The organism is Streptomyces sp. NPDC036764 (assembly GCF_055609385.1).
In genome coordinates this window covers 118,937-134,572 of record NZ_JBVJPT010000009.1, presented here as the reverse complement: position 1 = coordinate 134,572, position 15,636 = coordinate 118,937, and the positions used below count along the sequence as shown (strand labels likewise).

Annotated in this window: 11 protein-coding genes; 8 read left to right on the top strand and 3 right to left on the bottom strand. The window is 70.6% G+C overall.

Annotated features, from left to right (window positions below; translation table 11 throughout):
• Window positions 1–141: 141 nt before the first annotated feature.
• The 6 genes from ACZ69Q_RS29160 to ACZ69Q_RS29135 all read left to right on the top strand — a co-directional run bounded on the left by ACZ69Q_RS29160 (window position 142) and on the right by ACZ69Q_RS29135 (window position 7,094).
• Entirely contained in the window at window positions 142–1,326 is a 1,185-nt protein-coding gene (locus ACZ69Q_RS29160) for a ComEA family DNA-binding protein (RefSeq protein WP_471047149.1), read from the top strand.
• A complete protein-coding gene (locus ACZ69Q_RS29155; protein ID WP_471047147.1) occupies window positions 1,323–4,280 on the top strand; it encodes a ComEC/Rec2 family competence protein in 2,958 nt (985 codons plus the stop codon). Before ACZ69Q_RS29160 ends, ACZ69Q_RS29155 begins: the two co-directional genes overlap by 4 nt.
• A gap of 4 nt (window positions 4,281–4,284) precedes the next feature.
• Window positions 4,285–5,124, top strand: a complete 840-nt coding sequence (locus ACZ69Q_RS29150) for an arylamine N-acetyltransferase family protein (RefSeq protein WP_471047145.1) — start codon at window positions 4,285–4,287, stop codon at window positions 5,122–5,124.
• Window positions 5,125–5,324: 200 nt separating this feature from the next.
• The gene (locus tag ACZ69Q_RS29145; protein WP_107907336.1) at window positions 5,325–5,570 is read left to right on the top strand and encodes a hypothetical protein; all 246 of its coding nucleotides are present in this window, start codon (window positions 5,325–5,327) and stop codon (window positions 5,568–5,570) included.
• 69 nt (window positions 5,571–5,639) lie between these two features.
• The gene (holA, locus tag ACZ69Q_RS29140) at window positions 5,640–6,629 is read left to right on the top strand and encodes a DNA polymerase III subunit delta (RefSeq protein ID WP_471047142.1); all 990 of its coding nucleotides are present in this window, start codon (window positions 5,640–5,642) and stop codon (window positions 6,627–6,629) included.
• Between the two features lie 66 nt (window positions 6,630–6,695).
• Window positions 6,696–7,094 carry a nuclear transport factor 2 family protein gene (locus ACZ69Q_RS29135; RefSeq protein WP_471047140.1) on the top strand — a complete coding sequence of 133 codons (399 nt, stop codon included), beginning with the start codon at window positions 6,696–6,698 and terminating at the stop codon, window positions 7,092–7,094.
• 211 nt (window positions 7,095–7,305) lie between these two features.
• Here the strand turns inward: ACZ69Q_RS29135 and rpsT are convergent, their stop codons facing one another.
• Window positions 7,306–7,572, bottom strand: a complete 267-nt coding sequence (gene rpsT, locus ACZ69Q_RS29130; RefSeq protein WP_471047138.1) for a 30S ribosomal protein S20 — start codon at window positions 7,570–7,572, stop codon at window positions 7,306–7,308.
• 222 nt (window positions 7,573–7,794) lie between these two features.
• On the opposite strand from rpsT, the gene lepA reads away from it, so the two are divergent.
• Together lepA and ACZ69Q_RS29120 are read left to right on the top strand one after the other, a co-directional pair.
• On the top strand, window positions 7,795–9,663 hold the full coding sequence (gene lepA, locus ACZ69Q_RS29125) for a translation elongation factor 4 (protein WP_471047136.1): 1,869 nt from the start codon (window positions 7,795–7,797) through the stop codon (window positions 9,661–9,663).
• 230 nt (window positions 9,664–9,893) lie between these two features.
• The gene (locus ACZ69Q_RS29120; protein ID WP_471047134.1) at window positions 9,894–11,768 is read left to right on the top strand and encodes an AMP-dependent synthetase/ligase; all 1,875 of its coding nucleotides are present in this window, start codon (window positions 9,894–9,896) and stop codon (window positions 11,766–11,768) included.
• Window positions 11,769–11,879: 111 nt separating this feature from the next.
• On the opposite strand, the gene ACZ69Q_RS29115 is transcribed toward ACZ69Q_RS29120, so the two are convergent.
• A complete protein-coding gene (locus ACZ69Q_RS29115) occupies window positions 11,880–12,440 on the bottom strand; it encodes a response regulator (protein ID WP_471047133.1) in 561 nt (186 codons plus the stop codon).
• 12 nt (window positions 12,441–12,452) lie between these two features.
• Window positions 12,453–15,636 (bottom strand): HAMP domain-containing protein (locus ACZ69Q_RS29110; RefSeq protein ID WP_471047132.1); only part of this gene is annotated, 3,184 nt, incomplete at its 5' end.

Here is a 15,636-nt window from a genome sequence, read left to right as displayed (position 1 = left end):
CTTCGATCACGTACACGTTCACGTACCGTCACGCGTCCGGGCCCGTCCACGCCCACGTCCACACGCGCCCGCACCGCGGCAGCGACCAGCGGCCCGGGGCGCGGCCCGCACTCCGACGGGCGCACCCGTCACCGGCGAGGCATGCATGTCACGGGGAGGGCACGTCAGCGCCACGCGTCGGCGGAGGAGCTGCGGCGCAGGGCGGAGGTGATCTTCGCCGAACGGGTCCGGGAGTGGGGGGAGTCGGGGGCGGGGCCGCCGGGTCGGGGTGCGGGTGCGGGTGCGGAGAGGGACCCGGATGTGGCGTATGCCGGTGTGGCCGCTGAGGTGGGGCCGCCGGGTCGGAGTTCGGGTGCGGGAAGGGACCCCGATGTGGCGTATGCCGGTGTGGCCGCCGGGGCGGGCCGCGGGCTTGGTTCCGGGGCTGCTTCTGGTGATGGCGTCGGTGCGGCTGATGTTGGTGATGACGCTGGCGGCGATGCTGGCAGCGGTGCCGGTGCCGGTGCCGGTGCCGGTGCCGGTGCTGGGGCTGGGGCCCGTGCTGGCGTCGCGGGCTTGGCCGTAGGTGCCGGCTCGGGGGAGTGGCGGGTGCGGGCCGGGCTGGCGTTGCGGGAGCGGGTGCCGGTGTGGTTGCAGGCGCGATGTGGGCTGGAGCGGCGGAACGTGGTCGCGCTCACCGTGGTGCTCGTCCTCGCGGCCGGCTTCGCGGTGCAGCACTTCTGGGCCGGGCGGGCACAGTCCGTGCGGGTTCCTGAGGTGGTGCGGGCGGCGGCACCGTACGGGGGAGGAGGCGAAGCCGGCGGGGAGCAAGGCGATGACCCCGGGTCCGCTGAATCAGGCGCCGGTGCCTCGGCGGCCGGTGCTGTGGGGACTGCGGCGCCCGAGATCGTGGTGGACGTCAGCGGCAAGGTGCGCGAGCCGGGGATCCATCGCCTGCCGGCGGGCTCGCGCGTCGCCGACGCGCTGCGTGCGGCCGGCGGAGTGCGCCCCGGCACGAACACCGACACCCTCAACCGGGCCCGGTTCCTGGTGGACGGCGAGCAGGTGATCGTCGGCGCTCCAGCGGCGGCGGTTCCTGAGGCCGGCGCGAGCACGGGCATGGGCGGCGCAGCGGCCCCCGGTGCCGCACCCGCCGCGCCGATCCCTCTCAACACCGCCACCGTGGACCAGTTGGACACCCTCCCGGGCGTCGGCCCTGTGCTGGCCCAGCACATCATCGACTACCGCACCCAGCACGGCGGCTTCCGCTCGGTGGACGAGCTGCGTGAGGTCAACGGCATCGGCGATCGCCGTTTCGCCGATCTACGGAATCTCGTACGGCCATGAGGCAGGACGGCCACGACACCCTCGCACCCGACCTCAGTCCCGCCCGGGCCGCTGTTCACGCCGCGTCCGGAGGACGGCTCGGCGCAGCCCACCCCCGTCAGGAAGGACCGCCGGACCTGCGCCTGGTCCCGCCGGCGCTCGCCGCCTGGGCGACGGCGGCACTGACGCTGGACGCTCCGCCGGAGTGGGTGGCCGGCGCGGCGGTGGTCTGCTTGCTCGCGGCAGGCGTACTGCTGCTGGTGCGGCGGGGTGGGATGGGCTCACGGAGCGGTCGGGTGTCGGTGCGACGGGATGGGGCGGGCTCGCGGAGCGGCCAGGTGCCGGCGCCGGGACGTGGGGCGGGCCTGCAGAGCGGCCGGGTGCCGGTGCGACGGGGCAGGGCGGGCTCTCAGAGCAGCCTGGTGCCGGTGCGACGGGGTGGGGCGAGCGCGCAGAGCGGCCGGGTGCCGGTGCGTCTGGCCTGGCCCCGAACGTCGGCCGCCGCCCTGCTGCTCTGCATCGCCGCGGCCGCCGTCTCCGCCGCGCTGCACGGGGCTGACCTGCGGCGTGGGCCGGTGCCCGGGCTGGCGCGGGAGTACGCCACGGTGACCGCCGAGGTCGAGGTCACCTCCGACCCACGTCTCACCCGCCCCAGGGTCAAGGGTGATCACATGGCGCCGACCGCCGTGCTGGTCAACGCGGACGTACGACGCGTCGAGAAGCCGGACGGCACGGCGGTGGAGACGCGGACTCCGGTGCTGGTGATCGTCGACGCGGGCCGGGGGCCCTCAGCCGTCGCCGACGAGTGGCGTCAGTCTGCCTCTGATGCCGAGGAGCACCCGCAGCCTGCCTCCGATCCCGAAGAGCACCTGCGGCCTCCCTCCAACGCTCACGAGCACCTGCGGCCTCCCTCCAACGCTCACGAGCACCTGCGGCCTCCCTCCAACGCTCACGAGCACCTGCGGCCTCCCTCCAACGCTCACAAGCACCCGCAACCCCCCTCCGCCCCCTCCGCCCCCTCCGCCACCCACCCCTCCCCTTGGCTGACCCTCCTCCCCTCCACCCGCCTGCGCGTGACCGCCCGGCTCGCTCCCGTCCTGGCGGACGGGGATCGGATCGCGGCCGTGTTGCGGGTGCGGGAGTCGGCCGGGCCGGAGGTCGTGGGGGAGCCGTCGGCGGTGCAGCGGCTGGCAGGGCGGTTGCGGGGTGGGCTGCGGGAGGCGACCGACGGGTTGCCGGCGGATGCGCGGGCGTTGCTGCCGGGGCTGGTTGTGGGCGACACCTCGCGGATCACACCGGAGCTGGACGAGGCGTTCAAGGAGACCGACCTCGCGCACACGCTCGCCGTCTCCGGCAGCAACCTCACGATCATCCTGGCCCTGCTCATCGGCCCGCCCGGCCTCGCCCAGCTCGTCGAGCGCCGAGGTCTCGCACCCCGCCTCGGTATCTCGCTGCGCACGACCGCACTGTTCGGCGGAGCGCTCACGCTCGCGTTCGTCGTGGTGTGCCGGCCGGACCCGAGCGTGCTGCGGGCCGCTGCCTGCGGGGCCGTCGCGCTGCTGGCCCTGGCGACCGGGCGGCGCAGATCGCTGATCCCGGCGCTGGCGACGGCCGTGCTGCTGCTGGTGCTGTACGACCCGTGGCTGGCCCGCAGCTACGGCTTCCTGCTCTCCGTCCTGGCGACGGGCGCCCTGCTCACCCTCGCGCCCCGCTGGAGCGCGGCGCTGCGCAGACGCCGGGTGCCGGCGCGCCTCGCCGAGGCGCTCGCGGCCGCGGCTGCCGCGCAGGCACTGTGCGCGCCGGTCGTGGCGGTGCTGTCGGCCCGGGTGAGCCTGGTGGCGGTGCCGTGCAATCTGCTCGCGGAGTTAGCGATCGCGCCGGCCACGGTGCTGGGCTTCGCCGCGCTGGCGACGGCACCGTTCGCACTGCCGGTGGCCAAGGTGCTGGCCTGGTGCGCGAGTTGGCCGGCCGGGTGGCTGGCGGACGTCGCCCGCACGGGTGCGGCGCTGCCCGGCGCGGGAGTGGACTGGCCCGGCGACTGGACCGGAGCCGCGCTGCTCGCCCTCGGCACGGTGGTGGTCCTGCTCGCCGGCCGGCTGCTGCTGCGGCATCCCTGGTGGTGCGGTGTCTGCGGGGCGCTGCTCCTGCTTGCGGTGGTGCAGCCGCCGCCGCTGACCAGGGTGGTCACGGGGTGGCCGCCGCCGGGGTGGCGGTTCGCGATGTGTGACGTGGGGCAGGGCGACGCGACGGTGCTCGCGGCGGGCGAGGGGACGGGCGTGGTGGTGGACGCCGGTCCCGATCCGACCCTGGTCGACCGGTGTCTGCGTCAGCTCGGCATCACGAAGATCCCGCTCGTCGTGCTGACCCACTTCCACGCCGACCATGTGGCGGGCCTGCCCGGTGTGCTGCGTGGGCGGGCGGTGGGGGCGATCGAGACGACGGGGCACGAAGAACCGGTGGACCAGATGGAGTTCGTGCGCAGGGAGGCGGCTGCCAGGCGGATTCCGGTGACGCGGGCCGCGGCCGGGGAGGAGCGGCGCACCGGGGCGCTGAGCTGGCGGGTGCTGTGGCCGCCGCCGCACCCGGCCCTGGCCCCGGACGCCCCTGACGGCCCGAACGACTCCAGCGTCACCCTGCTCGTCCGGTCGGCCGGGCTGCGGTTCCTGCTGCTCGGCGATCTGGAACCCCCCGCCCAGCGCTCGCTGTTGAGATCACCGGCGGGGCCGCTGCTGGGCGGCGTGGATGTGCTGAAGGTCGCCCATCACGGCTCGGCGTACCAGGACCCGGAGCTCATACGCCGGGCCGCGCCGAGGCTGGCGTTGATCTCGTGCGGGAAGGACAACCCGTACGGTCACCCGGCTCCCGGCACGGTCGCGGCGCTGCGGGCGCAGGGCGCGGTGGTGCTGCGGACGGACGAGGACGGGGCGATTGCCGTCGCGGGTACGGGCGCGGGGCTCACCGTGGCGGGAGACTGAGGTCATGGATTCCGTAGAGGCTGATGCCTATCTCCGACGTCTGGGAGTCGAGCGCCCGGCGTGGCCCACCGTGGACGTACTGCGTGAGCTGCAACTGCGCCATCTGCAGACCGTGCCCTTCGAGAACCTCTCGGTCCACCTCGGCGAGGAGATCGTGCTGGAGGAGAAGCGGCTGCTGGACAAGGTGGTGGGCGCGCGGCGGGGCGGGTTCTGTTACGAACTGAACGGGGCGTTCGGGGCGTTGCTCGGCGCGCTGGGCTTCGATGTCACGCTGCTCGCGGCGCGCGTCTACGGCAAGGAGGGGCGGCTCGGGATTCCCTACGACCACATGGCGCTGAAGGTGGGCACGGTGGACGGGGGCGCCTGGCTGGCGGACGTCGGGTTCGGGGCGCACAGCCACTATCCGCTGGCGTTCGAGGCGCGGGGTGAGCAGGTGGATCCGGCGGGGGTGTTCCGGGTCGTCGAGGCGGGGCCGGACGCGGCCGGGGTGCGCGGCGGGTACGACTCGGCGGAGGCGGCGGACCTGGACGTCGTGATGGACGCCAGGCCGCAGTACCGGCTGGACCGGCGGCCCCGGGCGCTCGGTGACTTCGTGGCCGGGGCGTGGTGGCACAGCACCTCGCCGCTGTCGCACTTCACGCAGTCGCTGGTGTGCTCGCGGGTGACGGAGGAAGGGGGACGAATCACGCTCAGCGGACGCACATTCAAGACGACGGCGGCGGACGGGGCACGGGAGGAGCGGGAGTTGGGGACGGACGAGGAGGTGCTGAGGATGTACCGGGAGCGGTTCGGGATCGAGCTGGACCGGGTGCCGACGGTGACCGAGCCCGGCCGGGGCGGCTGACGCGACAGGGCGGTGCGGATCACCGACCCGGGCGGCCTGCTGGGCCACGACCGAATTGCGGCGTGACGGCTTCACCGTGAGCCGGCGGACGATACCGGCGCGGGGGATCGCGGTGGTGGGACCGAGCAACCAGTCGAGCCGGACGTGCAGCCGCCGCTGACCCGGGATTCGCCGCGCGCCCGGTGCCCGAGAATGGCTCCGTGAGCGATGTGAGACATGTGCTGGTGCTGCCCGACCGTGACGCGGCCCAGGAAGCCGCGGAGGCACTCGGGGAGCGGTTCGGGATCGACGAGGAGCCGCGCCTGGTGCGGGACGCCCTGGCCGGCGAGGACGATGCCGAGGACGCGCAGTGGCTCGTCGTGCTGCGGGACGAGGGCGGGCGGCTCGATCCGGGGGCGCTGGACGAGTTCGCGGGGGAGTGGGACGGGTGGCGGGAGGAGCCGTAGCCGTGCCGTAGCCCGCACGGTGTCCGGCGCCGGCGGGGGCTGTCAGTGGCCCGTGCCATCCTTGTCGCGATGGCCAAGAACAGTGCGAACGACGACCTACTCGCCCCCGTGACCCTCGCCGTGGGTCAGGAGGAGCTGTTGCTCGACCGTGCCGTGCGGGAGGTGGTGGTCGCCGCCCGGGCCGCCGACGCGGACACGGATGTGCGGGAGCTGACCCACGACCAGTTGCAGCCGGGCACGCTGGCCGAGTTGACCAGCCCCTCGCTGTTCGCGGAGCGCAAGGTCGTGGTCGTGCGCGGCGCGCAGGACCTGTCGGCCGACACGGTCAAGGACGTCACGGCGTATCTCGCCTCGCCCGCCGAGGAGATCACGCTGGTGCTGGTGCACGCCGGCGGGGTCAAGGGCAAGAAGCTGCTCGACGCCGCCCGCAAGGCGGGGGCGCGGGAGGTGGCGTGCCCGAAGATGACCAAGCCGGCCGACCGGCTGGCGTTCGTCAGGAGCGAGTTCCGGGCGACCGGGCGCTCGGCGACGCCCGAGGCCTGCCAGGCGCTGGTCGACGCCATCGGGAGCGATCTGCGGGAGCTGGCGTCCGCGGTGAGCCAGCTCGTCGCCGATGTCGAGGGCACCATCGACGGGGCGGTCGTCGGGCGGTACTACACCGGCCGCGCGGAGGCGTCGAGCTTCACCGTCGCCGACCGGGCCGTCGAGGGGCGGGCGGCCGAGGCGCTGGAGGCGCTGCGGTGGTCGCTGGCCACCGGCGTGGCGCCCGTCATGATCACCAGTGCGCTCGCCCAGGGCGTCCGGGCCATCGGCAAGCTGTCCTCCGCGCGCGGCGGCCGCCCCGCCGATCTCGCGCGCGAGCTGGGCATGCCGCCCTGGAAGATCGACCGGGTCCGCCAGCAGATGCGCGGGTGGACACCCGACGGAGTCGCGACCGCACTGCGTGCGGTCGCCGAGGCCGACGCCGGTGTGAAGGGCGGTGGGGACGACCCCGAGTACGCCCTGGAGAAGGCGGTCGTGACCATCGCGCGGGCGGCTCGGTCCAGAGGGCGTGGCTAGGGGCGGGAGAGGAGAATCGGGCGTATCAGCCGTAAATCGCCGGACTGACGAAAGGTGGCGAGCACCATGGCTGAACACCCGCACGCAGCAATCGTCCGCAAGGGCTACGAGGCCTTCCAACGCGGAGACATGGACACCCTGCGCGGCATGATGACCGGGGACTGCACGCATCATGTGCCCGGCTCCCACCCGCTGTCGGGGGACCACAAAGGGGTCGACTCGATATTCGACGGGTACTACGGCCGGCTTTTCTCGGAGACGGACGGCACATTCCGGGTAGAGCTGCGCAACATATTCGTCGACGGCCGCGGGCACGCCATGTCCGTGCACCACTTCACCGCCAAGCGGGGCGGCAAGAGCATCGACGAGATGGGCGGCATCGTCTTCCGGATCGTCGGTGACAAGATCACCGATCTCGACGAGTGCGTCGCCGACATCGAAAAGGGCAACGACTTCTGGTCCTGACCGGGGCATGCCGAAGGCCCCGGCGCCCGCCCTGGGGAAGGGCGAGGCTCCGGGGCCTTCGCATCGAGCTGGTGGATCCGCACCCGCGTGGCGAACGCAGGCCGCGTGCGAATCCGGAGTGCCGGTCGGGAGCGGAAGAGAGAGGGCCCGCTCTGGGTCCTACCGGCGGCTGGATCCGGGAAGCCGGATCCGATCAGACCAGATAAGGGGTTCAGCCCTTGAGGGAAGCGACCTTCGAAGCAAGCGCCGACTTCTTGTTGGCGGCCTGGTTCTTGTGAATGACGCCCTTGGAGACGGCCTTGTCGAGCGCCCGCGCGGCCTCGCGCTGGTACTCGGTGGCCTTCTCGGCGTCACCCGCGGCAGCGGCCTCACGGGCCTTGCGGATCGCGGTCTTCAGGGAGGACTTGACGGCCTTGTTGCGCAGCCGAGCCTTCTCGTTGGTCTTGATCCGCTTGATCTGGGACTTGATGTTCGCCACTGATTGAGCCTTTTCAGGTTCTGGCACGGGACCGCAGGGGACCCGCACCGATGAATTTTTCTGGGTGTGCCTCGCGCTGAGAGGGCATGAGACACAGCCACCCAGGCTACCAGTGGCCCGGCCGACGGCCCAAAACGGTCCCCGGTCGCCGCCCATGGGACCATGGAACCTACGTATCGATCCGACCCGAGGCATAAGGCGCCTCAAGAGACAGGACCCTGCGTGCCCGCGACCCCTAACAATGTGCCCGAGCCGAGCCGTACCGACCCGGCTCTGATCCGCAATTTCTGCATCATCGCGCACATCGACCACGGCAAGTCCACGCTCGCCGACCGGATGCTCCAGCTCACCGGTGTGGTCGAGCAGCGGCAGATGCGTGCTCAGTACCTCGACCGGATGGACATCGAGCGCGAGCGCGGCATCACGATCAAGTCCCAGGCGGTGCGGCTGCCGTGGGCTCCCACCCACGAACCCGGCAACACGCACATCCTCAACATGATCGACACCCCGGGGCACGTCGACTTCACCTACGAGGTCTCGCGGTCGCTCGCCGCCTGCGAGGGGACCGTCCTCCTCGTCGACGCCGCCCAGGGCATCGAGGCGCAGACCCTCGCCAACCTCTACCTGGCGATGGAGAACGACCTCACGATCATCCCCGTACTGAACAAGATCGACCTGCCGGCCGCGCAGCCCGAGAAGTTCGCCGAGGAGCTCGCCAACCTCGTCGGCTGCGACCCGGACGACGTGCTGCGGGTGTCCGCGAAGACCGGCCTCGGCGTCGACGCGCTGCTCGACAAGGTGGTCAAGGAGATCCCGGCACCGGTCGGCGTCAAGGACGCCCCCGCCCGCGCGATGATCTTCGACTCGGTCTACGACTCCTACCGAGGTGTCGTGACGTACGTCCGTGTCATCGACGGCCAGCTCAACAAGCGCGAGCGCATCAAGATGATGTCCACGGGCGCCACGCACGAGCTGCTGGAGATCGGCACGAACTCGCCGGAGATGCTCGGGGCCGACGGCCTCGGCGTCGGTGAGGTGGGCTACCTCATCACCGGTGTGAAGGACGTCCGCCAGTCCAAGGTCGGTGACACCGTCACCAGCCAGCACAAGGGGGCCACGGAGGCGCTCGGGGGCTACAAGGACCCCAAGCCCATGGTCTTCTCCGGCCTGTATCCGCTGGACGGCTCCGACTACCCGGAGCTGCGCGAGGCCCTGGACAAGCTCCAGCTCAACGACGCCGCCCTGGTCTACGAGCCGGAGACCTCCGCCGCCCTCGGCTTCGGCTTCCGCGTCGGCTTCCTCGGCCTGCTCCACCTCGACGTGATCCGCGAGCGCCTTGAGCGCGAGTTCGGGCTCGACCTGATCGCGACCGCGCCGAACGTGGTCTACCGCGTGGTCATGGAGGACGGCAGCGAGCACACCGTCACCAACCCGAGCGAGTTCCCCGAAGGCAAGATCAACGAGGTGTACGAGCCGGTCGTGCGCGCCACGATCCTCGCGCCGACCGAGTTCATCGGCTCGATCATGGAGCTGTGCCAGACCCGGCGCGGCACCCTGCTCGGCATGGACTACCTCTCCGAGGACCGCGTCGAGATCCGCTACACCCTTCCGCTCGCGGAGATCGTCTTCGACTTCTTCGACCAGCTCAAGTCGAAGACGCGCGGTTACGCGTCGCTGGACTACGAGCCCACCGGCGAGCAGACCTCCAGCCTGGTCAAGGTCGACATCCTGCTGCACGGCGACAAGGTGGACGCCTTCTCGGCGATCACCCACAAGGACGCGGCGTACGCGTACGGCGTGCGGCTCGTGGCCAAGCTGCGCGAGCTCATCCCGCGGCAGGCGTTCGAGGTGCCGATCCAGGCCGCCATCGGCTCCCGGGTGATCGCCCGCGAGACCATCCGTGCCATCCGCAAGGACGTCCTCGCCAAGTGCTACGGCGGCGACATCTCCCGTAAGCGCAAGCTGCTGGAGAAGCAGAAGGAAGGCAAGAAGCGCATGAAGATGGTGGGTTCCGTGGAGGTTCCACAGGAGGCCTTCATCGCCGTGCTCAGCAGTGATGACAGCGCGGGGTCGGGCAAGGGCAAGAAGTAACCGCAGGTAACACCGGGTGGCCCGGCAAATCGCCGCAACAGGGGTCCGTCGTGCGAAAGCGCAACGGGCCCCTTTGTGTGTACCGAGTGACCCTCTGGAGGAAGTGACAGGGCGCGGGCCCTTACGCAGTGGCCTGTCGACCTTTAACCTGATCCCTGCTCGATAGTTACTCGCGAGTTAAACAACGTGAGTGGAACCAGCCGCACAGTCGCGGGCCCCCGGAGGATGTCGTGAGCGACACACAGACACTGATCGAGAACCGCCCGCCGAGCGTGGCGACCCTCTTCCTGGAGCGCGTGGATGCCACGCCGGACGCCGAGGCATACCGCTATCCCTTGCCGCCGGCCTCGGGGCAGGGTCCCGACGAGTGGAAGTCGCTGAGCTGGGCGCAGGCCGCCGAGCGGGTCTACGCCATCGCGGCCGGGCTCATCGAGCTGGGCGTCCAGCCGGAGCAGCGGGTGGCCCTCGCCTCCTCGACCCGGATCGAGTGGATACTGGCCGACCTCGGCATCATGTGCGCCGGCGCCGCGACGACCACCATCTACCCGCAGACCAACGCCGAGGAGTCGGCGTTCATCCTCTCCGACTCCGAGAGCCGGGTGCTGATCGCGGAGGACGCCGCCCAGGTGGCCAAGGCGCTGGAGAAGCGCGCCGAGCTGCCGAACCTCACGCATGTCGTCGTCATCGACGCGGCTGGTGTCGAGACCGGTGACTGGGTGCTCAGCCTCGCCGAGCTGGAGGCCCGCGGCGCGGCCCGGCTGGAAAAAGACCCCGAGCTGATCAAGCAGCGGGTCGGTGCGATCACCAAGGACCAGCTCGCCACCCTGATCTACACCTCCGGCACCACCGGCCGCCCCAAGGGCGTGCGGCTGCCGCACGACAACTGGTCGTACATGGCGAAGGCGATCGCCGCGACCGGCCTGGTCAGCGCGGAGGACGTGCAGTACCTGTGGCTGCCGCTCGCGCACGTCTTCGGCAAGGTGCTCACCTCCGGCCAGATCGAGGTCGGCCACGTCACCGCCGTCGACGGCCGCGTCGACAAGATCATCGAGAATCTGCCGGTCGTGCAGCCGACGTACATGGCCGCCGTGCCGCGCATCTTCGAGAAGGTCTACAACGGGGTCGCCGCCAAGGCCCGCGCGGGCGGCGGCGCCAAGTACAAGATCTTCCAGTGGGCCGCCGAGGTCGCCCGTGAGTACGCCAAGGTCACCCAGGACAACTTCCGGCGTACCGGCACCCACTCCGCGCCGTTCGGCCTCGCCGCCAAGCACAAGGTCGCCGACACGCTCGTGTACGCCAAGATCCGTGAGGCCTTCGGCGGCAACCTGCGCGCCTGCGTCTCGGGGTCGGCCGCGCTCGCCCCGGAGATCGGCTACTTCTTCGCCGGCGCCGGCATCCACATCCTGGAGGGCTACGGCCTCACCGAGTCCTCGGCGGCGTCCTTCGTGAACCCGGGCGAGGCCTACCGCACCGGCACGGTCGGCAAGCCGCTGCCCGGCACCGAGGTCCGCATCGCGGACGACGGGGAGATCCTGCTGCGGGGCCCCGGGATCATGGAGGGCTACCACGGGCTGCCCGACAAGACCGCCGAGGTGCTGGAGAGTGACGGCTGGTTCCACACCGGTGACATCGGCGAGCTGTCCCCGGACGGGTACCTGCGCATCACCGACCGCAAGAAGGACCTCATCAAGACGTCGGGCGGCAAGTACATCGCGCCGGCCGAGGTCGAAGGCCAGTTCAAGGCCGTGTGCCCCTACGTCTCCAACATCCTGGTGCACGGCGCCGACCGGAACTTCTGCACCGCGCTGATCGCGCTGGACGAGGTCGCGATCCAGGCGTGGGCCGAGGAGAACGGGCTGTCCGGGAAGCCGTACGCGGAGATCGTGGCCGCGCCGGCCACCGTCGAGATGGTCGACGGCTACGTCAGGAAGCTCAACGAGGGGCTTCAGAAGTGGCAGACGATCAAGAAGTTCCGGCTGCTGCCGCGGGACCTCGATGTGGAGCACGGTGAGATCACGCCGAGCCTGAAGCTGAAGCGGCCCGTTGTGGAGCGGGAGTACAAGGCGCTGATCGAGGAGATGTACGCCGGTACGCGCGAGGCGTAGGGGAGGGCGGGGCTGCGGGGCGTCTGCCGGTCCGTTGCGGCCGGTCGCGCCCACGCGGTGGAGCCGTAAACCGAGACGGCCCCGCGCCCCTTCAGGTCGGGACGGGCACCCCTAGCCGACCAGCCGGCGTATCTCATGGACCCTGGCGCGCAGGTCCGTCACGTCCGGGGCGGTGCCGTCGGAGAGCTGGTCCTCCAGGGCCGCGAGCTGTGTGCTGAGCTGCTTGCTCTGGACGTGCTCGCGGCTCAGCAGGTGCTCCAACTGCCTGTTCTTGCGGTACAGATCCAGGAACACCGACACCTTCGCGCGCAGCACCCAGGGGTCGAACGGCTTGGTCAGATAGTCGGCGGCCCCGGTGGCGTAGCCGCGGAAGGCGTAACCCGGCTCGTCCTCAGCCCCGGTCAGGAAGATGATCGGGACGTCCTTGGTCTGGTCGAGCCGTTTGATGTTCGCGGCGGTCTCGAAACCGTCCATGCCCGGCATCCGGACGTCGAGCAGGACCAGGGCGAAGCGCTGCCGCAGCAGCGCCTTCATGGCCTCCTCGCCCGAACGCGCGCGGACGAGCGGCTCGTTGAGGGACCCCAGGACGGCCTCCAGCGCGATCAGGTTGTCCTCCATGTCGTCGACTAGGAGGATGCCGGCACGCTCGTCGGTCGTTGCCTCAGCGCTCATGGTGAAGTGGCCTCATTCGGTGATGGTCGGCGGGACCTCTTCTCCCTCTGAAGTGTCCGGTCCCGGTACTGCGGTGTGGTCCGGTTTCGCGGTACGGCCCTCCGGCTGCGCGCCCTCGGGGTCCAGGAGGTCGCAGACGACGGTGAGGAGCTGATCCACGTCCACCGGCTTCGGTACGTAGTCGTTGGCGCCCCGCGCGATGGACTTCTCCCGGTCTCCGGGCATGGCCTTCGCGGTCAGCGCGACGATGGGCAGGTGCGCCCAGCGCGGGGTGCGGCGGATGGCGGAGATCGTCTCATATCCGTCCATCTCCGGCATCATGATGTCCATCAGGACGAGTTCGACGTCAGGCGTGCGCTCCAGCGACTCGATGCCCTCGCGGCCGTTCTCCGCGTACAGCACCGGCATGCCGACCCGGCCCAGCACATGGGTGAGCGCGAAGACGTTGCGGATGTCGTCGTCCACTATCAGCACCCGCCGGCCCGGCAGGACCTGGCCCGCCCGGCCCGTCTGCCACGCCTCCAGCTTGGTCGGCGTCGGCCATGAGTCGTCCGCGTCGTGGGTCGTCTGGAACGGCTCCGTCGACAACTGCTCCGGCACCGGCAGCGAACGGTCCTCGGGTGCCGGTCCGGTCGCCGGGTGACCGGGGCTGACGACGGGGACGTACAGCGTGAACGTGGAGCCCTTGCCGGGTTCGCTCTCGGCGACGATACGGCCGCCCAGCAGGCCCGCGATCTCGCGGCTGATGGACAGGCCGAGTCCCGTGCCGCCGTACTTGCGGTTGGTGGTGCCGTCGGCCTGCTGGAACGCCTCGAAGATCACCGGGAGTTTCTCCCGCGCGATGCCGATGCCGGTGTCGCTGACCGCGAAGGCGATCACCTCGTCGCTCTCGCGGACGTAGCGGTGCTCGGGGTCCTTGAGCCGGCCCACCCGCAGCTCGACGCGGCCCGTCGCGGTGAACTTGATCGCGTTGGACAGCAGGTTGCGCAGGATCTGCTGCAGACGCTGCTCGTCGGAGTACATCTCGCGCGGCACGTTCTCGCCGACCGACACCTCGAAGGCGAGCCCCCGGTCCAGGGTGAGCGGGCGGAACGTGGCGTGGACGTAGTCGAGGAGTTTGATCAGCGGCAGCTTCTTCGGGCGTACGTCCATCCGGCCCGCCTCGATCTTCGACAGGTCCAGGATGTCGTTGATCAACTGGAGCAGGTCCGAGCCCGACCGGTGGATCGTGGTCGCGAACTGGACCTCCTGGTCGGAGAGACGGCCGTCCGGGTTGTCGGAGAGCAGGCGGGCCAGGATCAGCAGGGAGTTGAGCGGGGTGCGCAGCTCGTGCGACATGTTCGCCAGGAACTCCGACTTGTACTGCGACGACGTCGCCAGCAGCGCCGCCTTCTCCTCCAGTTCGGCATTCGAGCGCTGCAACTCCGCCTGCTGCATCTGGAGTTCGTCCGAGCGTTCCTGGAGCTGCATTGCCAGGCGCTGGGACTCGCCGAGCAGGGACTCCGTACGGGAGTTGGCGATGATCGTGTTGATGGCGACGGCGATGGTGTTCACGAACTGGTCGAAGAACGCCAGGTGCACATCGGAGAAGCGGGAGAAGGACGCCAGCTCGATCACGCCGAGGAGCTTGTCCTCGAACAGGATCGGGATGATGACGACGCTCGTAGGAGCCGCCTCGCCGAGCCCGCTGTTGATCTTGATGTAGTCCGGCGGGGCCTCCTCGACCAGGATCCGCTTCTTCTCGCGGGCCGCCTGCCGGACCAGCCCGTGCACCGGGAGGCCGCCGGTCTCGATCGTCGTGCCCTGGGCCGAGCCGTACCCGGCGATGAACGCGAGTCCCTTCGCCGGAACGGCGGTCCGCAGTGAGGCGCTCTCCTCGTCCGGGTCGGCCAGGAAGAACGCGCCGTACTGGGCGTTGACCAGCGGGGTCAGCTCGCGCAGGAGCAGGTCGGCGACCTCCATCAGGTCCCGGTGGCCCTGCATCAGGGCGGCCAGACGGGCGAGGTTGGACTCCAGCCAGTCCTTGGCGCGGGTCGTCTCGCGCAGGTTGGCCACCATCAGGTTGATGTTGTCCTTCAGCTCGGCGACCTCGCCGCGGGTCTCGACCGTGATCGAGCGGGACATGTCGCCCTGGGCCACCGCGGAGGCGACCTCGGCGATCGCGCGGACCTGGGTGGTGAGGTTCGAGGCGAGTTCGTTCACGTTGGTCGTCAGGCGCTTCCAGGTGCCGTACACGCCCTCCACCCGGGCCTGGCCGCCGAGCTGGCCCTCGCTTCCCACCTCGCGGGCCACGCGGGTGACCTCGGAGGAGAAGGAGGAGAGGGTGTCGACCATCGTGTTGATGGCGGTCTTCAGCTCCAGGATCTCGCCGCGCGCGTCCACGTCGATCTTCTTGGAGAGGTCGCCGTTGGCGACGGCGGTGGTCACCTGGGCGATGTTCCGCACCTGGGAAGTCAGGTTGTCGGCCATGTAGTTGACGTTGTCCGTCAGGTCCCGCCAGACCCCGGAGACGCCCAGCACCTGCGCCCGGCCGCCGAGCCGGCCGTCGGTGCCGACCTCGCGGGCCACGCGGGTGACCTCGTCGGCGAAGGCGCGGAGCTGCTGCACCATCGTGTTGACGGTGTCCTTCAGTTCGAGGATCTCGCCGCGCGCGTCGACGGTGATCTTCTTGGAGAGGTCGCCGTTGGCGACGGCCGTGGTCACCTGCGCGATGTTGCGGACCTGCGAGGTCAGGTTCAGGGCCATGAAGTTGACGTTGTCGGTTAGGTCCTTCCAGACGCCGGAGACACCACGGACCTGCGCCTGGCCGCCGAGGTTGCCTTCGGTGCCGACCTCGCGGGCGACGCGGGTGACCTCGTCGGCGAAGGCGGAGAGCTGGTCCACCATGGTGTTGATGGTCGACTTCAGCTCCAGGATCTCGCCCTTCGCCTCGACGGTGATCTTCTTGCCGAGGTCGCCCTGCGCCACCGCGGTGGAGACGAGGGCGATGTTGCGGACCTGCGAAGTGAGGTTGTCCGCCATGAAGTTGACGTTGTCGGTGAGGTCCTTCCAGACCCCGGAGACACCGCGCACCTGGGCCCGGCCGCCGAGGTTGCCTTCAGTGCCGACCTCGCGGGCGACGCGGGTGACCTCGTCGGCGAAGGCGGAGAGCTGGTCCACCATGGTGTTGATGGTCGACTTCAGCTCCAGGATCTCG

What these genes read in the sequence shown, in the direction of transcription:
- ACZ69Q_RS29155 (WP_471047147.1), top strand. Translation starts at nt 1,323, where the DNA reads ATGAGGCAGGACGGCCACGACACCCTCGCACCCGACCTCAGTCCCGCC.
- ACZ69Q_RS29150 (WP_471047145.1), top strand. Translation starts at nt 4,285, where the DNA reads ATGGATTCCGTAGAGGCTGATGCCTATCTCCGACGTCTGGGAGTCGAG.
- ACZ69Q_RS29135 (WP_471047140.1), top strand. Translation starts at nt 6,696, where the DNA reads ATGGCTGAACACCCGCACGCAGCAATCGTCCGCAAGGGCTACGAGGCC.
- ACZ69Q_RS29115 (WP_471047133.1), bottom strand. Translation starts at nt 12,440, where the DNA reads ATGAGCGCTGAGGCAACGACCGACGAGCGTGCCGGCATCCTCCTAGTC.
- holA (WP_471047142.1), top strand. Translation starts at nt 5,640, where the DNA reads ATGGCCAAGAACAGTGCGAACGACGACCTACTCGCCCCCGTGACCCTC.
- ACZ69Q_RS29160 (WP_471047149.1), top strand. Translation starts at nt 142, where the DNA reads ATGCATGTCACGGGGAGGGCACGTCAGCGCCACGCGTCGGCGGAGGAG.